The organism is Rhodococcus sp. APC 3903, assembly GCF_030407755.1.
GTDB lineage: Bacteria > Actinomycetota > Actinomycetes > Mycobacteriales > Mycobacteriaceae > Rhodococcus_F > Rhodococcus_F erythropolis.
Genome location: NZ_JASDCV010000031.1, coordinates 1 through 22,917, shown reverse-complemented (window position 1 = coordinate 22,917; position 22,917 = coordinate 1). Strand labels below are relative to the sequence as shown.

At 62.1% G+C, this 22,917-nt stretch carries 12 protein-coding genes; 9 read left to right on the top strand and 3 right to left on the bottom strand.

Annotation, left to right across the window (positions count from 1 at the left end; all coding sequences use genetic code 11):
* Nucleotides 1–427: 427 nt before the first annotated feature.
* Complete coding sequence (gene dctA, locus QMA15_RS29010; protein ID WP_172933339.1) at nt 428–1,825, bottom strand: C4-dicarboxylate transporter DctA; 1,398 nt, start codon at nt 1,823–1,825, stop codon at nt 428–430.
* 188 nt (nt 1,826–2,013) lie between these two features.
* Here dctA and QMA15_RS29005 point away from each other — a divergent pair, with 188 nt between their 5' ends.
* Nucleotides 2,014–2,274: a GlsB/YeaQ/YmgE family stress response membrane protein gene (locus QMA15_RS29005; protein WP_021334317.1), complete on the top strand. Its 261-nt coding sequence runs from the start codon at nt 2,014–2,016 to the stop codon at nt 2,272–2,274.
* 158 nt (nt 2,275–2,432) lie between these two features.
* Here the strand turns inward: QMA15_RS29005 and QMA15_RS29000 are convergent, their stop codons facing one another.
* Nucleotides 2,433–3,164, bottom strand: a complete 732-nt coding sequence (locus tag QMA15_RS29000) for a GTP pyrophosphokinase family protein (RefSeq protein ID WP_007730187.1) — start codon at nt 3,162–3,164, stop codon at nt 2,433–2,435.
* Nucleotides 3,165–3,227: 63 nt separating this feature from the next.
* Nucleotides 3,228–3,827 (bottom strand): TetR/AcrR family transcriptional regulator, encoded by a 600-nt coding sequence (locus tag QMA15_RS28995; RefSeq protein ID WP_003941968.1) that lies wholly within the window; start codon nt 3,825–3,827, stop codon nt 3,228–3,230.
* 98 nt (nt 3,828–3,925) lie between these two features.
* Here QMA15_RS28995 and QMA15_RS28990 point away from each other — a divergent pair, with 98 nt between their 5' ends.
* The 8 genes from QMA15_RS28990 to QMA15_RS28955 form a co-directional block, all read left to right on the top strand.
* Nucleotides 3,926–5,515, top strand: a complete 1,590-nt coding sequence (locus tag QMA15_RS28990; protein WP_290287780.1) for a carboxyl transferase domain-containing protein — start codon at nt 3,926–3,928, stop codon at nt 5,513–5,515.
* Nucleotides 5,516–5,520: 5 nt separating this feature from the next.
* A complete protein-coding gene (locus tag QMA15_RS28985; protein WP_290287778.1) occupies nt 5,521–7,560 on the top strand; it encodes an acetyl/propionyl/methylcrotonyl-CoA carboxylase subunit alpha in 2,040 nt (679 codons plus the stop codon).
* Nucleotides 7,560–8,723 carry an acyl-CoA dehydrogenase family protein gene (locus tag QMA15_RS28980; RefSeq protein ID WP_007730190.1) on the top strand — a complete coding sequence of 388 codons (1,164 nt, stop codon included), beginning with the start codon at nt 7,560–7,562 and terminating at the stop codon, nt 8,721–8,723. Before QMA15_RS28985 ends, QMA15_RS28980 begins: the two co-directional genes overlap by 1 nt.
* Entirely contained in the window at nt 8,720–9,208 is a 489-nt protein-coding gene (locus QMA15_RS28975; protein ID WP_003942078.1) for a MaoC family dehydratase, read from the top strand. The genes QMA15_RS28980 and QMA15_RS28975 overlap by 4 nt, the downstream gene beginning before the upstream one ends.
* On the top strand, nt 9,205–10,032 hold the full coding sequence (locus QMA15_RS28970) for a CoA ester lyase (RefSeq protein ID WP_020906880.1): 828 nt from the start codon (nt 9,205–9,207) through the stop codon (nt 10,030–10,032). Before QMA15_RS28975 ends, QMA15_RS28970 begins: the two co-directional genes overlap by 4 nt.
* 3 nt (nt 10,033–10,035) lie before the next feature.
* Nucleotides 10,036–10,791, top strand: a complete 756-nt coding sequence (locus QMA15_RS28965; RefSeq protein ID WP_290287775.1) for a CoA transferase subunit A — start codon at nt 10,036–10,038, stop codon at nt 10,789–10,791.
* Between the two features lie 41 nt (nt 10,792–10,832).
* Nucleotides 10,833–11,438: a 3-oxoacid CoA-transferase subunit B gene (locus QMA15_RS28960; RefSeq protein ID WP_176749024.1), complete on the top strand. Its 606-nt coding sequence runs from the start codon at nt 10,833–10,835 to the stop codon at nt 11,436–11,438.
* Between the two features lie 459 nt (nt 11,439–11,897).
* On the top strand, nt 11,898–22,917 hold an 11,020-nt coding region (locus QMA15_RS28955), incomplete at its 3' end, for a non-ribosomal peptide synthetase (RefSeq protein ID WP_290287774.1).

Genomic DNA, 22,917 nt, shown 5'->3' with positions numbered 1-22,917 from the left:
GGTCAAACCCGCAATAGCTCATCGCGTGAAATAATCTACATAAGACCAGGTGGGAAGGCGTAACTGTATGCACGAGAGTGCTTTCAGAGCTGATTGATTTTTACCCACTCAAGTCTCTTCGTCGGTTGAACACCGGACTTTAGTCCTTGTAATTCCGGCAAACATAATGCTGGCAGTTCGCTGATTTTTTAATCACCGCCGAGGCAACCGCGTAGCAATATCGAGATATCGCGAGTCGCTTTTCAGTGATGTCGAGTCAGTGCAGCGCAAGCGTCGTATTTGTAGATTCAACGGTCCCTCGTCGGCCGGGTTGTCGCCATCTGCAAATATTTGCTTTTGTACTTGCCGGTCTGGATTTTCCAGCAAAGTACGTCCCCGCGACTCGTCAGCACCGATTCCCGACGTGCAACCAGTAGCCGGCACTTACCTAACGGGTCAGGATGCCTTCGGTTTCGGGTGCCGGAACAGTTTTCCCGGTGATCGGATCGACTTCCTCGAGCGGTGGAACGTCTTCTCCGTCGAGCACTCGGCGCATGCGCTCCTTGTCGAGCTGCCCCTCCCAATTTGCGACCACGAAGGTAGCGACACAGTTCCCAAGCAGGTTCACCGAGACTCGCATCGAGTCCATGATTCGATCGGCGCCCAGCAGGAGGGCGACTGCGGCAACTGGAATTGCGCCGTGACCGATCGCGGCCACGGTGGCGGACAGTGCCAGGAATGACGATCCCGGCACGCCGGCCATTCCCTTGGACGTGAGCATCAGTACCAGGACGGCAGTGATCTGTTCACCGAGTGTCAGGTCCACGCCGAGTGCCTGAGCCAGAAACAGCATGCAGATCGACAGGTACAGCGTGGCGCCGTCGAGATTGAACGAGTAGCCGGTAGGCACCACCAATCCTGTTGTAGTGCGCGAGCATCCGGCGTTGGTGAGCTTGACCATGATTCGGGGCAGAACTACTTCGGTCGACGCCGTTCCCAACGCGAGGAAGAGTTCGTCCTTGATGTACTTGACGAACTTCCACAGGTTCACGCCCGCGAAGTACCTGACTATCGCGGCCAGGATGAGGATGAACAGGACGGCGGCGAGATAGCATGCGGCGATCAGCTTTCCGTAACTTCCGAGCGAAGCGATCCCGTACTGGCCGACGATGTACGCCATCGCGCCCAAAGCGCCCAACGGCGCCAGTCTCATGATCCAGCCGATGATCGTGAAGAACAGATGACTCAGACGATCGACTAGTTCGAACACGATCGGTGGTCCACTCTCGCCTGCCTTGGCCAAGGCGAGCCCGAACAGTACGGCGAAGAAGAGGACTTGGAGGAGTGCGTTCTCGGCGAAGGCCGAAACTATCGACACCGGAATGATATTGAGCAGGAATTCGACGGTGTGTGGTAGTTCGCCACTTCCGGTCTTGGCGGCCACGGCGTCCGCACCGTTCGCCAGCGTCTCCGGATCGATGTTGAATCCCGCTCCTGGTTTCATCAGGTTGCCGATGAGTAGTCCGAACAGCAGCGCGAAGGCGGTCACGACCTCGAAGTAGATGAGTGCTTTGACGCCGATACGCCCCACCGCTTTCAGATCCCCGACGTGGGCGATCCCGATTACGACGGTGCAGAAGATGATCGGCGCGATCAGCATTTTGATCAGCTTGATGAAGCCGTCGGCGAGGGGCTTGAGATTCGCGCCGAATTCCGGCCACAACCAGCCGATGAGAACGCCGATGACGATAGCGGCGATCAATTGCACGAACAGTGATCGGTACCAGGGCGGCTTGTTGGCGAGTCGCGCGAGCTCGCTGTTCGGCAGTTTTACGGAAGTTGGCATGGATGGGAACGGTAGGTCTGCTTGATTGCGAAAAAATAACTCGCGAATGTCGTGGATGTAACGCGTCGAGGTTGCATCTCGGACAACAATTCGGTCAACAAGCGACAGTTGTGTGTGACTGTGGTTATTGTTTCCCTGAGCGGTGATCTTCCGTCCGCGTGCATGCACGACGTGTGAGAGGGGCTGTCATGGGGCAAATTATCGGAACCATCATTTTCGGCGCAGTCATCGGAATCCTGGCTCGTCTCGTACTGCCAGGTAAGCAGCAGTACGGCATGATCATCACCGTCGTCCTCGGTGTCGCCGGAGCGCTTATCGGGTACTGGGTCTGGGGAGCGATCTCGGACAAGGGCGACACGGGTGGAATCGACTGGATCCGCTGGATCATCAGCATCGCCGCGGCGGCCGTGCTCTCGATCGGCTACAGCGCCGTCACTGGCAAGAAATAGCAAGCCAACGCGATTCGCGAAGTGCGCCCTCCCGAAGTTCGGGAGGGCGCACTTTTGGTTTGCCCTAGTTGTCCGACCCCAGTTGTGAGCGAACGGCACTCTCGTCGCCTCAGATGCGCCGAAAGGCGCGTTCGCTCAGGGGGAGGGTCGCCGTAAATTCAGAGCGCTCGTCGCTGAAGATGCAGCGCCTCGAGGAACTGCGCCGGCAGATCCTGCTCGAGAATTTCGTCGTCGGGATGCGGCAGCGCTTTGATTTTCGCGAACTCGTCGTTGAGGCGTTCCATCTTGACGTCGAGGCGATGTGCCGCGGCAGCAGCCTCGGTGAGTTCGTCGAGGAGTTCGACGGGAACCTCGCGGTTGTACTTGTAATAGATCTTGTGCTCGAGGCTCGCCCAGAAATCCATCGCGATGGTGCGGATCTGGAGTTCGATCGGTACGTGCCTGACGCGGTCGCTCATGAAAACCGGGACCTCGACGATCAGGTGCAAGCTCTTGTAGCCGTTGGGTTTCGGATCGGCGATGTAGTCCTCTCGCTCGATCACCCGAAGGTCCGTCTGGCTGGTGAGCATCTCGGCGATCCGGTACGTGTCGGAAATGAAGCTGCAGGTGATGCGCACGCCGGCGATGTCGAAGATGTTCTTCGAGATGTCGTCGATCGTGAGCGGGATGTTCAGGCGTTGAGCCTTACGCAGGATGCTGTCCGGCGACTTGACCCGTGACGTCACGTGTTCGATGGGGCTGTACTGATTGATGTGAGTGAACTCGTCCTTGAGAATGTTCACCTTGGTCATCAGTTCGGAGATTCCGAATTGGTACAACATCATGAAGCGGGAGAACTCGGTCCGCAGTTCGGCGAAATCGGCTCTGCTGACCCCACTGCTGTCTTCCACGTTCGGCACCCTCATCTGTTAGCTGGTGTAACCAGTCTGCCACCGATTGTGCCGTGTCCGGTTTCAGTGGGTGCGCAGTGCGGCGAGCGTCATATCCCGCAGGACGCGACGTGCGCGTGCCGGCGAAGCTGGGTTGGCGCTGTGAGGGGTCGAGTTGATCAGTCCGAAAGTGGCATGCGCTTTGATGCGGGCATCCGCCTGGTCGAGCTGGGGATCGAGTTGCTCGAGGACTCCGACCCACACCTCGACGTACTTGCGCTGCGTTTGGCGCACCTGTCGACGGGCGTCGGCCGGCAGGCTTTCGAGGTCGCGGTCCTGGATGCGGATCAGGTCCGGCTCGCCGAGCGCGAAGTCGAGGTGGAACTCCACTAGTGCGTCGAGAGCGGCGCTCGGTGAGTCCGCTGCCTCCGCTGCCGCAGAACCGCCTTCGTGCAGGCGCGTGCTGATGCCGACGAGAAGTTCCACGAGGACGGCATCCTTGTTGGGGAAATGCCGGTACACGGCCGGGCCGCTGATACCGACGGCCGCGCCGAGGTCTTCGAGTCGCACACTCACGAATCCGCGTTCGGCGATCAACCGTGCGGCGGCATCCAAGAGCTGACGACGACGGTCGGCCTTCATCTGATCGCGTCGCGTCGGAGCTGCTACCTGCTCAGAGGTCATTCTCTCGATCTTTCTTCGCTTGTGTTCTGGACAACTCAGTTAATCATAGTTAATCTAGTTTCAGTTATCGAGCATTAACTCATGGCGAAGGCGGCGGGATGACTCCCAGTGGAATCACGCAAGGATCGGGCTACCGGTCCGATCACACCGTTCTGGTGGACGAACTGAAGAAGAAACTGGCGCAAGCAGCGCTGGGTGGCAACGAGCGCTCTCGCGAGCGCCACGTGAGCAGAGGGAAACTGCTGCCGCGAGATCGCGTCGACTCGCTGCTCGACCAGGGCAGCCCGTTCCTCGAGCTGTCCCCACTGGCGGCCAACGGCCTGTACGACGACGAGTGCCCGGGCGCCGGCGTCATCACCGGTATCGGCCGTGTGTCGGGTCGCGAGTGCGTCATCGTTGCCAACGACGCAACGGTCAAGGGCGGCACGTACTACCCGATGACGGTGAAGAAGCACCTGCGCGCGCAGGAAGTTGCGCTGCAGAACAACCTTCCCTGCATCTACCTCGTCGATTCTGGTGGCGCCTTCCTGCCGCGCCAGGACGAGGTCTTCCCGGACCGCGAGCACTTTGGCCGGATCTTCTTCAACCAGGCGACCATGAGCGCCAAGGGGATTCCCCAGATCGCCGCGGTTCTCGGTTCGTGCACCGCGGGCGGCGCCTACGTGCCCGCGATGAGCGACGAAGCAGTGATCGTCCGCAACCAGGGCACCATCTTCCTCGGCGGACCGCCGCTCGTGAAGGCTGCCACCGGTGAGATCGTGACGGCCGAAGAGCTCGGCGGCGGCGACCTGCACTCCAAGGTTTCCGGCGTCACCGATCACCTGGCCGAGGATGACCGCGACGCACTTCGGATCGTGCGCAACATCATTGCCACGCTCGGCCCCCGCTCCGAGCGCCCGTGGGACGTCATCTCCACGGTTCCGCCCGTCGCCGATCAGAGCGAGCTGTACGACGTCGTCCCGACCGATCCCCGTACTCCGTACGACGTGCACGAGGTGATCACCAAGCTCGTCGACGGTGGCGCGTTCCAGGAGTTCAAGGCTGAGTACGGCAAGACGCTCGTCACCGGTTTCGCGCACATCGAGGGCCACCCGGTCGGCATCATCGCCAACAACGGCGTGCTCTTCGGCGAATCCGCCATGAAGGGAGCACATTTCATCGAACTGTGCGACAAGCGCAGTGTGCCGCTGCTGTTCCTGCAGAACATCGCAGGCTTCATGGTGGGACGCGACTACGAGGCCGGCGGCATCGCCAAGCACGGCGCCAAGATGGTCACGGCAGTTGCGTGTGCACGGGTCCCCAAGCTGACAGTTGTCATCGGCGGCTCGTACGGCGCCGGCAACTACTCCATGTGTGGACGGGCGTATTCGCCTCGCTTCCTGTGGATGTGGCCGAACGCGCGCATCTCGGTCATGGGCGGCGAGCAGGCAGCTTCGGTGCTCTCGACGGTTCGTAGCGAGCAGCTCGACAGCGCGGGCAATCCGTGGTCGGCCGAGGACGAAGAGTCCTTCAAGGCGCCGATCCGTGAGCAGTACGAGGCTCAGGGCAATCCGTACTACTCCACTGCGCGGCTGTGGGATGACGGTGTCATCGATCCCGCAGATACCAGAACTGTTCTCGGCCTGGCCCTTTCGGTGTGCGCAAACGCACCGATCGAGCCGGTCTCCTACGGCGTCTTCCGGATGTGAGCGAAATGACTGAGTTGCGCACTATCGATACTGTTCTCGTGGCCAACCGCGGTGAGATCGCGGTTCGCGTGATCCGCACGTTGCGTGAGTTGGGAATTCGCAGCGTCGCCGTCTACAGCGACGCCGATGCGAATGCTCGCCACGTCCGCGAGGCCGACACTGCCGTCAACATCGGACCGGCCGCGGCGCGTGAAAGCTACCTCGTCATCGACAAGGTGATCGATGCTGCCAAGTCCACCGGTGCTCAGGGTATTCACCCCGGTTACGGCTTCCTGTCGGAGAACTCGGCGTTCTCGGCTGCCTGTGCGGCCGCCGGAATCGCCTTCCTCGGCCCCTCCGAGCGGGCTATCGAGGTGATGGGCGACAAGATCACCGCGAAGAACGCGGTTGCCGCGTTCGACGTGCCGGTGGTCCCGGGTATCGCTCGCCCGAATCTGACCGACGAAGAACTGATCGCAGCGGCCGAGGACATCGGCTACCCGGTGTTGGTCAAGCCTTCGGCAGGCGGCGGTGGCAAGGGAATGCGTCTGGTCGAGGATCCGGCCAATCTGGCCGAGGCTCTTCGCAGTGCCCGCCGTGAGGCCGCGTCGTCGTTCGGCGACGACACCCTGTTCCTCGAGCGATTCGTCCTGCGGCCCCGGCACATCGAGGTCCAGGTTCTCGCCGACCAGCACGGCAACGTCGTTCACCTCGGTGAGCGCGAATGCAGCCTGCAGCGGCGTCACCAGAAGGTCATCGAAGAGGCTCCGTCGCCGCTGCTCGATCAGGTGACCCGTGACCGGATCGGCGCGGCAGCGTGCAACACCGCTCGAAGCGTCGATTACACCGGCGCCGGCACTGTCGAGTTCATCGTCTCCGCCGACAAGCCGGACGAGTTCTTCTTCATGGAGATGAACACCCGCCTGCAGGTCGAGCACCCCGTCACCGAAATGGTGACCGGACTGGATCTGGTCGAATGGCAGGTTCGTGTGGCAGCAGGGGAGAAGTTGGCCTTCTCCCAGAGCGACATCACACTGACCGGTCACGCTATCGAAGCTCGTGTGTACGCGGAGGATCCGGGCCGTGGGTTCCTGCCGACCGGCGGTCGCGTCGTCGATCTGGTCGAGCCGTCAGGTTCCGGCGTGCGCGTCGATTCCGGACTGCTCGCGGGCACGGTCGTCGGCAGTGACTACGACCCGATGCTCAGCAAGGTCATCGCCCATGCTCCCGACCGCGCGGGCGCACTGCGCAAGCTCGATCGCGCACTCGGTGACACCGCAGTGCTCGGAGTCGTGACCAACATCGAGTTCGCACGATTCCTCCTCGCTGATCCGGATGTGATCGCGGGCAACCTCGACACCGGTCTGCTCGATCGTCGCGTCGAAGACTTTGTCGCGGCCGATGCCTCCGACGAGGTTCTCATTGCTGCCGCGGCGTATCGCTGGCTCTCGCGATGGACAACTTCGGAATCCGTTGATCCCTGGGACGTCCCGAGTGGATGGCGCGTCGGAACTCCCGCTCCGACCAGCATCAGGCTCGCCGCCGGCACCCGAACGTCGCACTTTGCGATCGTCGGCGTTCCCGCCGATGCAAAGGTCGAGGTCGAAGGTTCACAGCCGCGCGCATTCAGCGCGACCCTGACGGGATCCGAACTGGCGGTAGTCATCGACGGACGCCGACGCAGGTTTGTCGTCGCCGAGACCGATGGTGGTCTGTGGCTGGCGGGCGGCGGAACCTGGCACGTGCGCGAGGTTGCCGAAGTCAGCGTTCGCGGTGAGGACAAGCACGCCGGTGACGCCGAAATCGCCAGCCCCATGCCCGGTGCCGTCATCGCAGTCAACGTCGAGAACGGCGCGGCAGTGAGCGCGGGACAACCACTCGTCGTGGTCGAGGCCATGAAGATGGAGCACTCCTTGACATCCCCGATCGACGGGATCGTGGAAGTGCTTGTCCGTCAGGGCGATCAGGTGATGGTGGATCAGGTTCTGGCCCGCGTGGTACCTGTCACGGACGAAGAGACTGCAGAAGTAAAGACCGAGAACACGACGCAGAAGGAAGACGCCTGATGTCCGATTACCTTGCCACCGGAGCGCTTCCGGACGAATACCAGCAGCTCGCCAAGACGGTTGCGGACTTCGCGAAGACCGTAGTGGCACCGGTTGCTGCCGAGCACGACGCCAACCACACCTTCCCGTACGAGGTAGTGGCCGGGATGGCCGACATGGGACTGTTCGGCCTGCCGTTTCCCGAGGAGTACGGCGGAATGGGCGGCGACTACTTCGCACTCTGCCTGGCGCTCGAAGAGCTGGGCAAGGTCGACCAGAGCGTCGCGATCACTCTCGAAGCTGGTGTGTCCCTTGGTGCCATGCCGATCTACCGTTTCGGTAACGAGGCACAGAAGCAGGAGTGGCTTCCGCAGCTCACCAGCGGCAAGTCGTTGGCTGCCTTCGGCCTGACCGAACCCGGTGCGGGTAGCGACGCCGGCGGAACCAAGACCACCGCGAAGTTCGACAGCGGTGAGTGGATCATCAACGGCAACAAGCAGTTCATCACCAACTCGGGCACCGACATCACCAAGCTCGTGACGGTCACCGCGGTCACGGGTGTCAAGGACGGCGGCAAGAAGGAGATCTCGACGATCCTCGTGCCGACCACGACGCCCGGCTTCACGGCCGAACCGGCGTACAACAAAGTCGGTTGGAACGCATCCGACACCCATCCGCTCACGTTCGCCGATGTTCGTGTCCCCGAAGAGAATCTGCTCGGTGAGCGCGGCCGCGGCTACGCAAACTTCCTGCGCATCCTCGACGAAGGCCGCATCGCGATTTCCGCGTTGAGCGTCGGTGCCGCCCAGGGCTGTGTCGACGAGTCGATCAAGTACGCCAAGGAACGCGAGGCGTTCGGTCGCCCCATCGGACACAACCAGGCCATCGCGTTCAAGATCGCGCGTATGGAGGCTCGTGCCCACGTCGCACGTACCGCGTACTACGACGCGGCCGCACTCATGTTGTCGGGCAAGCCGTTCAAGAAGCAGGCGTCCATCGCCAAGCTCATCTCCTCCGAAGCTGCCATGGACAATGCCCGCGACGCCACCCAGATCCACGGCGGATACGGCTTCATGAACGAGTACGCCGTCGCGCGCCACTACCGTGACAGCAAGATCCTCGAAATCGGTGAGGGAACCACCGAGGTGCAGTTGATGCTCATCGCCCGTGAGGCAGGGTTGTGACGAACCCCAAGAAGATCACTCAGCGCGGGCTCTGGTTCGAGGAGTTCGAGGTCGGCGCGATCTACGAGCATCGCCCAGGCCGGACCGTGACCGAGGCTGACAACGTCCTGTTCACGACTTTGACGATGAACACGCAGGCGTTGCATCTCGATGCCGCGTACAGCGAGGACACTCAATTCGGTGTGCGGTTGGTCAATTCGATGTTCACCCTGTCGACCATCGTCGGCCTCTCGGTCGCGCAGTTGACGCAGGGCACCATCGTGGCGAACCTCGGTTTCTCCGAGATCAGCTTCCCGAAGCCGCTCTTTCACGGCGACACCTTGTATGCCGAGACGCTCATCGCGGACAAGCGCGAGTCGAAGAGTCGTCCAGGTGAAGGCATCGTGACGCTCGTGCACACCGGGCGTAACCAGCACGGCGATGTCGTCGCACTGGCCACGCGCAAGACGTTGGTGCAACTGCGTCCGGCAGAGGTGTCCTCATGACGTGGACGCCACCGGGGCCGGCCTGGTTGTTCTGCCCGGCGGATCGTCCCGAGCGCTACGCGAAGGCGGCCGCCGTTGCCGACGTCGTGATCCTCGATCTCGAAGACGGGGTGGCTCCGGCCGACAAAGAAGCCGCACGTGCAGCCCTGATCGACACTCCTCTCGATCCGGACCGGACGATTGTGCGCGTCAATCCGGTCGGTACGCCTGATCACGAACTCGATCTGATCGCGCTGGACGGCACACACTATTCGCGTCTCATGCTGTCCAAGTGCGAATCGGCCGAGGACGTCCTCTCGCTCGCACCGGCGGACGTGGTTGCACTCGTCGAGTCCCCGCGAGGAGCCCTCGCCGTGGCCGACATCGCGCTTGCTGCGAACGCCATCGGTGTCATGTGGGGAGCCGAGGACCTTGTGGCCGGTCTCGGCGGTAACTCGAGCAGGCACCCGAACGGTTCGTACCGCGACGTTGCCAAGCACGTCCGATCGACGTCTCTCCTGGCTGCGAAGAGCTACGGCCGGTTGGCTGTCGATTCCGTTTATCTCGACATCAAGGACCTCGTCGGCCTGGGCGTCGAGTCCGCTGATGCTGTCGCAGTCGGCTTCGACGTGAAGGTTGCGATCCACCCGAGTCAGGTCGAGGTCATCCGTGGTGCCTTCGCACCTTCGGAAAAAGAGATCGACTGGGCCACACGAGTGCTTGCCGCGGTGTCTACTGAACGTGGTGTGTTCGCGTTCGAGGGCAAGATGGTCGACGCTCCCGTTCTTCGTCACGCCGAGAAGCTTCTTCACCGAGCCGGAATCTTTCAGCAGAAGGAGAACTAACGGATGAGCAAAGTCGTGAATACGGCAGCTGAGGCAGTTGCCGACATCGCGAGCGGATCCAGGCTCGCAGTGGGCGGCTTCGGGCTGTGCGGTATTCCCGACGCACTGATCGCGGCGATCGCCGACGGCGGCGCCACCGATCTCGAGGTGTTCTCCAACAACTGCGGTGTCGACGACTACGGTCTCGGCATTCTGCTCGGCGCGCACCGGATCGCCAGGGTGACGGCGTCGTACGTGGGGGAGAACAAGGAGTTCGCCCGCCAGTATCTCGCCGGTGAGCTCGAAGTGGAGTTGACGCCGCAGGGGACGCTGGCCGAGCGGCTGCGAGCTGGCGGTACCGGCATCCCGGCGTTCTACACTCCGGCCGGCGTCGGCACACCGATCGCCGAGGGCGGCTTGCCGTGGCGATACAACCCGGACGGTTCGATCGCCGTGGCGTCGCCACCGAAGGCGACGGCAGTGTTCGGTGGCCGCACGTATGTATTGGAAGAGGCGATCACCGCTGACTTCGCGCTCGTGCACGCGGACTACGGCGACACCGAAGGAAATCTCGTCTTCAACAAGACGGCGATGAACTTCAACCCGCTTGCTGCCATGGCCGGCCGGATCACCATCGCGCAGGTGGAGAACCTCGTCGAGCCGGGCGACATCGACCCCGCACACGTGCACCTACCTGGTGTGTTCGTCGCGCGGGTCGTGCACACAGGCCCACAGGAGAAGCGGATCGAGAAGCGGACCGTCTCAGGGGGTACCAAGTGAGCAGCGCAGAGGAAACTCGTATCGGTTGGACCCGCCACGAGATGGCCGCTCGCGCTGCTGCCGAGATGCGGCCGGGTGAGTACGTCAACCTCGGTATCGGCCTGCCGACGCTGATCCCCAGTTACTTGCCCGAGGGTGTCAAGGTGGTCCTGCACAGCGAGAACGGCATCCTCGGTACCGGACCGTATCCGACTGATGATCAGGTCGATGCCGACCTCATCAATGCAGGTAAAGAAACCGTCACTGTCAATCCTGGTGCCGCGTTCTTCGACTCGGCCCTCTCGTTCGGGATGATCCGCGGCGGCCACATCGACACCGCGGTGCTCGGCGGGATGCAGGTGTCGAAGACGGGTGACCTCGCCAACTGGATGGTCCCCGGCAAGATGGTCAAGGGCATGGGCGGGGCGATGGACCTGGTCCACGGTGCCCGCCGCGTCATCGTCGTGATGGAGCACACCGATCGCGACGGAAACCCCAAGATCGTCGAGGCATGCACCCTGCCGCTTACCGGGCAGGGCGTCGTCAACCGGATCATCACCGACCTCGCGGTGCTGGACGTCACCGCGGACGGGCTGGAGCTTGTGGAGCTGGCTCCAGGTGTCACCAGTGAACACCTGAAGAGTGTGACTGGTGTGGGTTTTTCCTGAAGCTTCGTACCTTCAATCGAAAGAACGCGCCGACCGCTGGTCGGCGCGTTCTTTCGTCGGTCTGTCGGCGTGTACCGATAGTCTCGATCAGCGACTGTCGAATCTGGTTCGAGCTCGGGCACCAAGTAGCTGAGGGGCCTGTAAATTGTCCGAGGTGACTGATGTGGATGGGGGTGCAGATCGTCGGCAGCAAATTGATTGTTCCAGGGGTGGAGATGTCGCGCACAGTGTCTGAACCGTGCGTTTCGGCAATGCGATCGGGGGGTAGATGAGCTGGGCGATTTGTAACGAATTGCAGCAAAACCGTCGATACACCGGGGTATGGATTTCTCTTGTCACCTATGTATCGGAGACAATGGGTGGTTCTGGCTCGTCGAGGTTGGATGAGGTCGGTAGCTGCTGCGAATCGGACGTTCGGCTCGCACGGGTGCGCAATGGTGTGGAAGAGAGGCTGTGGGCGTGAATTCGCTGGGTAACGGAGAACTGGGGAGCGGCAAGCCGGAGGTCGGCAGCTCGCCGGAAGACGTTCAGCGATCAGACGCATTCCCACTTTCGGCGGCCCAGCTCGGTATGTGGTTCGCGCAGCACCTTGATCCCGCAGTACCGGTCAACATCGCCCAGTACGTCGAACTCCGTGGTGCTCTGGAGCTTGACGCCCTTCGCCAGGCCTGTGCAGACGCCGGTCGCGAAATCGGGTCGGCCTTCGTGCGGATCTTCGAGATCGATGCCCAGCCGTACCAGATCATCGACCCCACACTCGATGATTCAGTCGGTTACGTCGATCTTCGTAGTGAAGACGACTCGCACGACGCCGCCATGCGGTGGATGCGAGCAGATCGCAGTCGGCCGATCGACATGCTTACGGACCGACTGATCTCTGCCACGATCCTGCGCCTCGGCGAGAACCGCTACTACTGGTACACGCGGGTCCACCACACAATTCTCGACGGTTTCGGTGCGTCGACGTTCGTCACTCGTGTGGCGGAGCTGTACTCGGCGCGCGTGGAGGGCCGGGATCCGGAGCCGAGTGAGGCCTCCGATCTCCGGAACGTCTACGAGGTAGACAACAAGTACCGCCAGTCGAGTCGTTTCGAAACCGATCGCAAGTACTGGGCAGACAAGATCGAGAATCTCGACGAGATCTCGAGCCTCGCGGGTCGAAGTGCCGCGCCGGCTCCAGTCAGTCGGATCGACAGCGCAGCGCTGTCCAACCACGTCGAGGCGCTGCTCGGGCGGTTCCTCGAGCGCATAGAGAAGACCACTGTTGCCGGCACTGTCGTCGCGGCGTTTGCGGCGTACCTCGCTCAGATGACCGGACGAGAGGACGTGTCGCTGAGTCTGCCCGTTTCCGGTCGAACGACAGCCGTGCTGCGTCGATCCGGAGGCATGGTCTCCAACGTCGTGCCGCTGCGCCTGACCGTCACTGCGGACACCACCGTCCAGGAGCTTCTGGACGACGTCAGGAACGAAATGTCCGGCGCGCTGCGCCACCAGCGATACCGACACGAGGACATGGTTCGCGGCGGTGACGGGCCGGGCCGGGGCGGATTCTTCGGCCCGTGGATCAACATCATGATGTTTTCCACCGAGTTGGCGTTCGGGCCCCTCGTCGGCGAGCTTCACATCCTGTCCACGGGTTTGATCGAAGACCTCGGTGTCAACCTGTACCAGAGCGTCGGCGATACCCGCACACACATCGACTTCGAGTCGAATCCCAATCTGTATGCGCCCGCGGACGCCCAGCGAAATCACTCGCGGTTCGTGGAGTTTCTCGAGAAGTTCGTCTCGGCCGAAACGAGCCGCAAGGTCTGGGATCTTCCTGTCGCCACCGACGAGGAGCGAAACAAGGTTGCCTTGTGGAACCGCACCGGCTTCCACGTCGCCTCGCAGACCATCACCGAAGCATTCGAGCGTCAGGTCGAGAGAACTCCCGATGCCACCGCTGTCGTTTTCGAAGGCGCCAGCCTCACATACGCCGAATTTGACTCTCGCGCAAATGGTTTGGCTCGTCAACTCATCGCCATGGGTGTTGGGCCCGAATCGCTTGTAGGACTGTCGATCCGCAGGTCTTTGGACTTGATGGTCGGTCTGTACGCGATTGCCAAGGCCGGCGGAGCCTGGGTGCCGGTGGATCCCGACCACCCAGCGGAACGCACGGCCTACATTCTCGAGTCGGCGCAGCCCACGTGTGTTGTGACCACTGCGCGGGACGACGTGGATCTGCCCTCGGGCACACGGGTCATCGAGATCGACACACTGGACTATGGGCAGCTCGACAGCAGGCCGATCGCCAACGCAGATCGCCTGTCTCCCTTGCATTTCTCGAACACCGCGTACGTGATCTACACCTCCGGCTCGACCGGGCGACCCAAGGGTGTCGCGGTCACTCACGCAGCGATCAACAATCAGCTTCAGTGGATGAACGCCGAGTACGGGCTTTCGGCGTCGGACATCTACCTGCAGAAGACCGCTACGACATTCGACGTGTCGCTGTGGGGATTCTTCATGCCGTTGCAGGTCGGCGCCACGCTCGTCGTCGCGACTCCGGACGGTCATCGAGACCCGATCTACGTGGCGAACAAGATCGCGGAGCTCGGCGTCACGATCACCGACTTCGTGCCATCCATGCTCACGCTGTTCACTGCGAATGCACCTGCCGGATCTTGTGATTCGTTGCGCCACGTGTTCGTCATCGGCGAGGCGCTCCCGCCCGAGACGTCTTCCGCCTTCCGCGAACTCTGTGGAGCCGGACTGCACAACCTGTACGGTCCGACCGAAGCCGCGGTATCGGTCACGTACTACGAGGCCGTGGCCACGGATACTACTTCCGTGCCGATCGGTATGCCGCAGTGGAACACTCAGGCGCACGTACTGGACGGACAACTTCGCCCGACCCCCATCGGGCAGCCGGGTGAGCTCTATCTCGCCGGCGTTCAACTCGCGCGCGGATACGTTGGTCGACCGGACCTGAGCTCGGATCGGTTCGTAGCCAATCCGTACGGCACGGCCGGTGAGCGTATGTACCGGACCGGCGACCTCGTCCGTCGCAGTGAGGACGGAAACCTCGACTACATCGGGCGTACCGACTTCCAAGTGAAGTTCCGTGGGCAGCGCATCGAGCTCGGCGAAATCGAGACCGTCCTTCTGGCACACCCCGACGTTTCCCAGGCTGTTGTCTTGGTGACCGTCACCCCGACCGGTGATCAATTGGTCGGCTACGTCGTGCCGGGCCCGGGCCGAAACATCGATGCTGCGGTGCTCAGTGAGTTCGCCGGTCGAAGCCTCCCTTCGTACATGGTTCCGGCCGCGTTGATGGTGCTCGATGCGTTGCCGCTCAACACGAGTGGCAAATTGGATCGTGCCGGGTTGCCCGAGCCGGTGTTCGCGAGTGCGAAGCAGTACCGCGAGCCCCGCACCGAAATCGAGCGGGTTGTCGCTGACGTCTTTGCCGACGTTCTCGGTGTCGAGCGCGTCGGTATCGACGACGACTTCTTCGAACTCGGTGGAAACTCGCTGGTTGCAACACAGTTGGTGACCCGCGTGGGTTCCGCCTTGGGAGTGCAACTCGGCGTTCGAGAGCTTTTCGAGTCCACCACGGTCGCTACCTTGGCGGCCCGCGCCGAGTCTGTGGCGGGTAACGCCAGGCAGCTCACCCCGCTGATCGCCAAGCCTCGTCCCCAGGTTGTCCCGCTCTCGCTTGCACAGCAGCGCATGTGGTTCATCAACCGTCTCGATCCGTCGACGCCCGCGTACAACCTTCCGTTCACGGTCCGGCTCACCGGTTCGGTGGACCCGTCCGCCCTGCATGCCGCGGTGATGGATCTTCTCGAGCGACACGAGTCCTTGCGGACGATCTACCCTGATGTCGACGGAACCGCGCAACAGCTTGTACTGCCGGTCGATCGGGCTGCAGTGGAGTTGAATCCGGTCAAGATTCGGAATTCGCATCTCGACGCGGCCCTGTTCGACGTGGCGTCTCGCGGCTTCGACGTGACGCTCGAAATCCCGGTACGGGTTGCCCTCTTCGAGGTGTCTCCGACGGATTACGTCCTGGTGATGGTTCTCCATCACATCGCTGCAGACGGACTGTCGTTCCGTCCGCTCGCACGTGACCTTCTCGTCGCATACTCGGCGCGAAGTGAGAAGTCTGCGCCGGCGTGGACGCCGCTGCCGATTCAGTACGCCGACTACGCCCTGTGGCAGCGCGAAGCACTGGGATCCGACGAAGACCCGCGCTCGGAGTCGTCTCGCCAGATCAACTTCTGGCGCCGGGCACTTGCCGATTTGCCGGATCAGTTGGATCTGCCGACCGACCGACCTCGTCCTGCCATCGCGTCCAATCACGGTGCCAAGCACCATTTTCAGATCAGCGAACGCACGACGCGCAAGTTGAACGAGTTGGCGCGCTCGAGGAGCGTCTCGCTGTTCATGGTGTTGCAGGCGGCATATGCAACGCTGTTGAGCCGGCTCAGTGGTACCTCCGACATCGCGATCGGTGCCCCGATCGGCGGGCGAGGCGATCAAGCACTCAACGACGTGATCGGCATGTTCGTGAACACCCTGGTGCTTCGCACCGAGGTCGATCCGAACGAACGATTCGAAGAGTTGCTCGCTCGGGTAAGGGAATCGGGCTTGTCTGCCTACGGGCATGCCGATGTGCCGTTCGAGCGGTTGGTCGAAGTTCTGAGTCCGGCGCGTTCGCAGGCTCGTCACCCGCTGTTCCAGGTTGCGCTCACTGCGGAGATCAGTGGACGACGCGAACTGGAATTCTCAGGTGTCAAAGCAGTTGCAGCTGAACTGGAAGTACCGGTCGCCAAATTCGATCTCGAGCTCATGGTGTCCGAGAATCCTGAAAGCAGCGAAGACTCGGACGTCTTGAGCGCCACCTTCACCTATGCCACGGACCTGTTCGATCCGGCCACGGTGAACACTTTCGCTACTCGATTCGTGCGCATCCTCGATGCCGTGGCTACCCGACCTGAAACGATCGTCGGCGATATCGACCTGCTCTCACGCTCCGAGCGCACCGATCTGACGGTCGTAGCCGCGGATTACACGATGCCCCGGCAGAGTCTCGTCGACATCTTCCTGTCCGGCACGGCTGAGGCGGATTCGGTTGCTGTGCGCTTCGAGGGTCGATCGATCACCTACCGCGAGCTCGATGAGCAGTCGTCGAAGCTCGCACGGGTTCTGATCGGACGTGGCGCCGGCCCCGAGACCATTGTTGCTCTCGCCTTTCCTCGCTCGTACGAGATGGTCTGTGCAGTATGGGCGGTGGCGAAGTCAGGGGCGGCATACGTCCCAGTCGACCCGAGCTATCCGGAAGATCGTGTTCGGCACATGCTGGCCGATTCTTCGGCCGCGATCGGACTCACGTCGGGACAGTTCGTAGATCAGCTTCCTGCGGTCACAGAATGGTTGGTCCTTGACGGCCAGGCGCTGAACGGAGAACTGTCGACGCAATCTTCAGCGCCGGTCACGGACGAGGACCGAATCGCTCCGATTCACAGTTCTCACGTTGCATATGTCATTTACACATCCGGTTCCACGGGAAAACCGAAGGGTGTCAGCGTCACTCACGGTGGTCTCCGTGGGGTCAGAGACGCAGCACAGCGTCGCTACGAGGTAGAACAGTCCTCACGCTTCCTCCATATCTGTTCGCCGAGCTTCGACCCGTCGGTACTCGAATGGATGGTCGCCTTCTCTGCGGGTGCAACTTTGGTGATCGTTCCGTCGACAATTATCGGTGGACACGAGTTGTCGGATCTTCTTCATTCCGAGAAGGTCACACACGCGATCATCACTCCCGCAGTACTCGGGACCATGGAGCCGGCAGAGCTGCCTGAATTGCGAGTCGTCTCCGTCGGCGGTGACGTGACCACTCCCGAGTTGCTGGCGAAATGGGCCCCAGGGCGCGCCTACTTCAATGGGTACGGTCCGACCGAGACCACGATCATCTCGTCGTTCGGCGATCTCGCGATCGGCCGATCGATCGACATCGGGCGTCCCGTCGAGGGCATGTCGGCACTGGTACTCGACGAGCGTCTGCATCCTGTTCCAGTCGGTACCAGGGGAGAGCTCTACTTTGCGGGCGCTGCATTGGCTCGCGGCTACCACGAGCGGCGAGGTCTTTCTGCGGAACGGTTTGTTGCCAACCCGTATTCGCCGGATGGCGAGCGAATGTACCGGACCGGCGATGTCGTGCGCTGGACCGGCGGAGACGCGCGCGGTGACGCGGGGGTTCTCGAATACGTCGGCCGCAGTGACTTCCAGGTCAAGGTTCGCGGATTCCGTATCGAACTCGGTGAGATCGACGCAGTTCTGTCCTCGCACGAGTCTGTGCGCTTCGCGGTGACGGTCGGAAGCGAAGGCGCGACGGGTGTCACAACCCTCGTTTCCTACGTCGAACTGGCTGACGGGTCGAGTTTCGATCGGGACGTGCTCGCCTCGTTCGTGGCAGAGTCTCTGCCGAGCTACATGGTTCCGTCCGTCATCATGGAACTCGCCGAGGTTCCGTTGACCCCGGTGGGCAAATTGGATCGCCGGGCTTTGCCGGAGCCTGTTTTCGAGGTCCGCGAGTTTCGTGCACCCACTACGCCGGTGGAAGAGATTGTCGCGCAGGTGATTGCGGATGTTCTCGGAGTGGAACGAGTCGGCCTCGACGACGACTTCTTTGAACTCGGTGGCAACTCCCTGGTGGCTACTCAGGTCACCTCCCGATTGGGGCGGGCGCTCGACACTACGGTGCCGGTGCGAACGCTATTCGACGTTTCCACCGTCGAGGCGCTCGCCGCACACATCGAGTCGCACGTAGGTAGCGGCGGGCAGAAGGCGCTCGTCGCACAGGTGCGTCCCGCGGAAATTCCGTTGTCGCTGGCGCAGCAGCGCATGTGGTTCCTGAACCGCTTCGACACCGACTCAGCTGCTTACAACATCACTTTTGCTCTGCACCTGACTGGTCAACTCGATACTGCCGCGATGGAAACTGCGCTCGAGGACGTACTGGCCCGGCATGAAGTGCTCCGAACGGTATATCCGGACGGGGCTTCCGGACCGAAGCAGTCGATTCTGTCGCTTTCGGAGGCGTTCGGCGGACTGACCGTGGAGTCGGTTTCGGATCCGGACGAGCTCGAAAGTCGAGTCGCTGCAATCGGATCCTCAGCGATCGACGTCACCGTCGACGTGCCGATCCGTGTCCGCCTGTTGACGGTCAGCGACACCGAGCACACCCTCGCGATCGTGGTTCATCACATCGCCGCTGACGGTTGGTCGATGGCGCCCCTGGCACGCGATGTCATGATTGCCTACTCGGCACGCAAGGACGCGATCGCGCCGGCGTGGCAGCCGTTGACTGTGCAGTACGCCGACTATTCGTTGTGGCAGCGTGAGGTTCTGGGGTCGGAAGACGACTCGGAATCACTGATCTCGCAGCAGATCTCGTACTGGACCGAAACTCTGGCAGACCTACCGGATGTGATCGAGCTTCCGTCGGACCGGTCTCGGCCTGATGTGGCGTCGATGCGCGGCGAGCGATTCGCGTTCGAGATCTCCGGGGATGTGCACCGTCGATTGGACGCGCTGGCACGGGAGAACAACGCGACGCTCTTCATGGCGTTGCACTCGGCGCTTGCCGTTCTGATGGCCCGACTGAGCGGGACCTCGGACATCGCCGTGGGCACTCCCGTTGCCGGTCGCGGCGACGAGGCGCTCGACGATCTCGTCGGTATGTTCGTCAACACGCTTGTTCTGCGCACCGAGGTCGACCAGGCCCAGGCATTCACGGATCTGCTGGCTGCGGCGAGTGATTCTGCGCTCGGAGCGTTCGCTCACTCGGACGTGCCCTTCGAGCGGTTGGTGGACGTCTTGGCACCCGCCCGGTCGCAGGCCAGACATCCGCTGTTCCAGGTTGTGCTGTCCTTGCAGAATCTCGCGCAAACGGCATTGGAACTGCCGGGACTGGCGATCAAGGCCGCCGAAATCGACACGACCACTGCCAAGTTCGACCTCGAACTCGCAGTAACCGAGTCGATCGGCGAAGACGGGATCCAGCAAGGGCTCTCGGCCGAATTCACGTTTGCTGCAGATCTGTTCGACGTTTCGACGGTCGAGGGGTTTGCTCGGCGTCTGGTTCGTATCCTCGAGACTGTCGTGTCGGTTCCTTCGATTGTCGTCGGTGACATCGATATTCTCGATGCGGCCGAGCGGGGTGTGCTGGCCGATGTTCATGGAGGTCAGTCGGTCTCGGGAACCCTGGTCGAGATTCTCACAGCGGCGGCCGCTGTGGATCCGTCGGCGGATGCGATTCGCTTCGACGGTCAGTCGATCAGCTACCTCGAACTCGACGAGCGGTCGTCGCGACTCGCTCGTGTTCTGATTGCGAAGGGCGTCGGGCCGGAGGATCGGGTCGCGATCGCGATTCCGCGTTCGGCCGATTCGGTTCTCGCTCTGTGGGCAGTGGCGAAAACGGGTGCTGCGTTCGTGCCCGTCGACCCGACGTATCCGGTTGACCGTATCGCCCACATGATCTCCGATTCCGGTGCGGTGCTGGGTCTTGCGCTCAGTGACGTCGAGGCAGGATTGCCGTCGGCGTTGACGTGGGTTGTTCTCGACGACGAGAAGACAGTGGCGGCGTGCGCGGCAGAATCCTGCGCGCCGGTGAGTGATTCGGATCGACGTAGTGCGATCGACGAGCGGCAGCCTGCGTACGTCATCTACACGTCCGGCACCACAGGTCTGCCCAAGGGCGTTGTGGTCACCAACGCCGGTGTGGCGAATTTCTGTGCCGAGCAGGTCGAGCGCTATGCGCTGACCGCGGATGCTCGGACGCTGCATTTCGCCTCGCCGAGTTTCGATGCGTCTGTCCTCGAGTTGCTGATGGCATTCGGCTCCGCGTCGACGATGGTGATTGCGCCGACGACGGTGTACGGCGGCGCGGAACTGGCCGAGATCTTGTGCTCGGAGGGCGTGACGCATGCGTTCGTGACGCCCGCTGCGCTGGCATCAGTGGATCCGAGCGGGCTTGACGCGTTGCGGGTGGTTGTCGTCGGTGGCGAAGCCAGTTCGCGGTCTCTCGTTGCCAAGTGGGCGGTGCCGCTTCCGGATGGCGGTGTGCGTGGATTCTTCAATGCGTACGGTCCGACGGAGTCGACAGTCGCCTCGAACATCAGCGATACGCTGACCGCGTTTGATCGTATGAACATCGGCGGCCCGATTCGAGGTATGGCCGCGCGGATCTTGGACGGCCGCTTGCAGCCCGTTCCGGTTGGTGTCGCAGGTGAGTTGTACGTGTCGGGTGTTCAGGTCGCTCGTGGATACCTGGGACAGCCGGCATTGACGGCGGGTCGTTTTGTCGCAGACCCGTTCGGGGCGCCGGGAGAGCGGTTGTACCGCACGGGTGACCTGGTCCGGTGGATCGACGGTGGCGCAGTGGAGTACATGGGCCGCAGTGACTTCCAGGTCAAGATCCGTGGGTTCCGTATCGAACTCGGCGAGATCGAGGCCGCGCTGACCCGATGCGCGGGCGTTGCGCAAGCTGTTGCTCTTGTACGCTCCGACGATCACTTCGGCGATCGCCTCGTTGCATACGTGGTGCCACAGGCCGGCGCCGAGGTGGATCCCACACAGGTCATCGAGTCGGTGTCGACGTTCCTCACCGGCTACATGGTTCCCGACTCGGTCCTGGTGCTCGATTCGATTCCGTTGACCACCGCGGGCAAGACGGACATCAAAGCTCTGCCGTCGCCCGTGTTCGAGTCGAAGGTGTATCAGGCGCCGATCACGACCGTCGAAGAGACTGTCGCGCAGGTGTTCTCCGAAGTTCTCGGAGTCGCACAGGTTGGCCGCGACGACGACTTCTTCGAGCTCGGAGGCAACTCGCTGATCGCGACCCGTGTCGCCGCACGGCTGGGGGAGGCGCTTGACACAAGCGTTCCGGTTCGTGCGCTCTTCGAAGCGTCGACCGTGCAGTCACTCGCCCTCCGGCTCGAGCTGCACGCCGGTTCGGGTGCCACGGCCCCACTGGTCCCGCAGTCCCGGCCCGCTCGGATCCCACTTTCGTTGGCGCAGCAGCGCATGTGGTTCCTGAACAGGTTCGAACCCGCGTCGGCAGTGAACAACGTTCCGGCGGCGATCAGGATTTCGGGCGCCCTCGACGTGGCAGCTCTCAACGCTGCCGTGCTCGATGTCGTGGGCCGACACGAATCACTGCGGACGCTGTATCCGGACGTCGACGGCGTCGGGTACCAGGAAATCCGTGACGTTCGAGACGTTGTTGTCGATCTCAGCCCCGTGTCGATCACGGAAGATCGCCTGGCTGCAGGCGTCGCAGAGCTGGCGACGGTCGGCTTCGACGTGACGTCTGAAGTCCCGTTGCGCGCCAAGCTCTTCAAAGTCGGCGACAGCGAATACGTCCTGGTGTTCGTGGTGCATCACATCTCGACCGACGGTTTCTCGATGGGCCCGTTGACCCGCGACGTGATGGTTGCCTACGAAGCACGTACACGAGCGTCGGTGCCGGCTTGGACGCCGTTGCCGGTGCAGTACGCGGATTACGCGTTGTGGCAGCGTGAGGTTCTCGGGCCCGAGGACGATCCGCAGTCCGTCATCGCGCAGCAGATTGCGTTCTGGTCGGGTGCGTTGGCTGATCTTCCGGAGCAGTTGGATCTGCCTGGTGATCGTCCGCGTCCCGAGGTCGCTTCAGGGCGCGGAGCCGAGGTCGAGTTCGATATCGACGCCACCCTGCACGAAGCTGTCAATTCGATTGCGCACAGCAGTAACTCGACACCGTTCATGGTTGTTCACGCAGCGCTCGCCGTCGTACTTTCTCGTTTGTCCGCAACGACCGACATCGCGATCGGTACACCGATCGCGGGTCGCGGTGAGGCGCAGCTCGACGATCTGATCGGTATGTTCGTCAACACTTTGGTGTTGCGTACCGAGGTTGATCCGTCGATGTCGTTCGCGGATCTGTTGGCTTCGGCGCGTGAAGTGGATCTACAAGCGTTCGCGCATGCGGATGTTCCGTTCGAGCGTGTGGTGGAGGTTCTCGATCCGGTTCGTTCGCAGGCTCGTCATCCGCTGTTCCAGGTGGCGTTGACGTTCCAAAACCACGAACAGGCAACGCTCGAACTGGGCGACCTCGAAGTGTCGATCGAAAGTGCCGATCTTGCGTTGGCGAAATTCGACCTCCAGTTGACTCTGACCGAACGAACCGACGAGGCCGGCGCACCTGCCGGAATGTCCGCCTCGTTGACGTATGCGACGGATCTGTTCGACGAGTCGACCGTTGTGGAATTCGGTGATCGGCTGGTACGGACCTTCCGTGCGGTGACTGCTGATCCCACCGTAGCGGTGGGTGACGTTGACATCTTGGTCGATGGTGAACGAAACCTGCTGTCCCGCTTCAGTGCTGGCCAGATCGATCGTGGTGTGGATTCGACGTTGTCGGCGTGGTTCGATGATGCTGCTGCGCGGTTTGGTG

What these genes read in the sequence shown, in the direction of transcription:
- dctA (WP_172933339.1), bottom strand. Translation starts at nt 1,825, where the DNA reads ATGCCAACTTCCGTAAAACTGCCGAACAGCGAGCTCGCGCGACTCGCC.
- QMA15_RS29005 (WP_021334317.1), top strand. Translation starts at nt 2,014, where the DNA reads ATGGGGCAAATTATCGGAACCATCATTTTCGGCGCAGTCATCGGAATC.
- QMA15_RS28995 (WP_003941968.1), bottom strand. Translation starts at nt 3,827, where the DNA reads ATGACCTCTGAGCAGGTAGCAGCTCCGACGCGACGCGATCAGATGAAG.
- QMA15_RS28990 (WP_290287780.1), top strand. Translation starts at nt 3,926, where the DNA reads ATGACTCCCAGTGGAATCACGCAAGGATCGGGCTACCGGTCCGATCAC.
- QMA15_RS28985 (WP_290287778.1), top strand. Translation starts at nt 5,521, where the DNA reads ATGACTGAGTTGCGCACTATCGATACTGTTCTCGTGGCCAACCGCGGT.
- QMA15_RS28980 (WP_007730190.1), top strand. Translation starts at nt 7,560, where the DNA reads ATGTCCGATTACCTTGCCACCGGAGCGCTTCCGGACGAATACCAGCAG.
- QMA15_RS28970 (WP_020906880.1), top strand. Translation starts at nt 9,205, where the DNA reads ATGACGTGGACGCCACCGGGGCCGGCCTGGTTGTTCTGCCCGGCGGAT.
- QMA15_RS28965 (WP_290287775.1), top strand. Translation starts at nt 10,036, where the DNA reads ATGAGCAAAGTCGTGAATACGGCAGCTGAGGCAGTTGCCGACATCGCG.
- QMA15_RS28960 (WP_176749024.1), top strand. Translation starts at nt 10,833, where the DNA reads ATGGCCGCTCGCGCTGCTGCCGAGATGCGGCCGGGTGAGTACGTCAAC.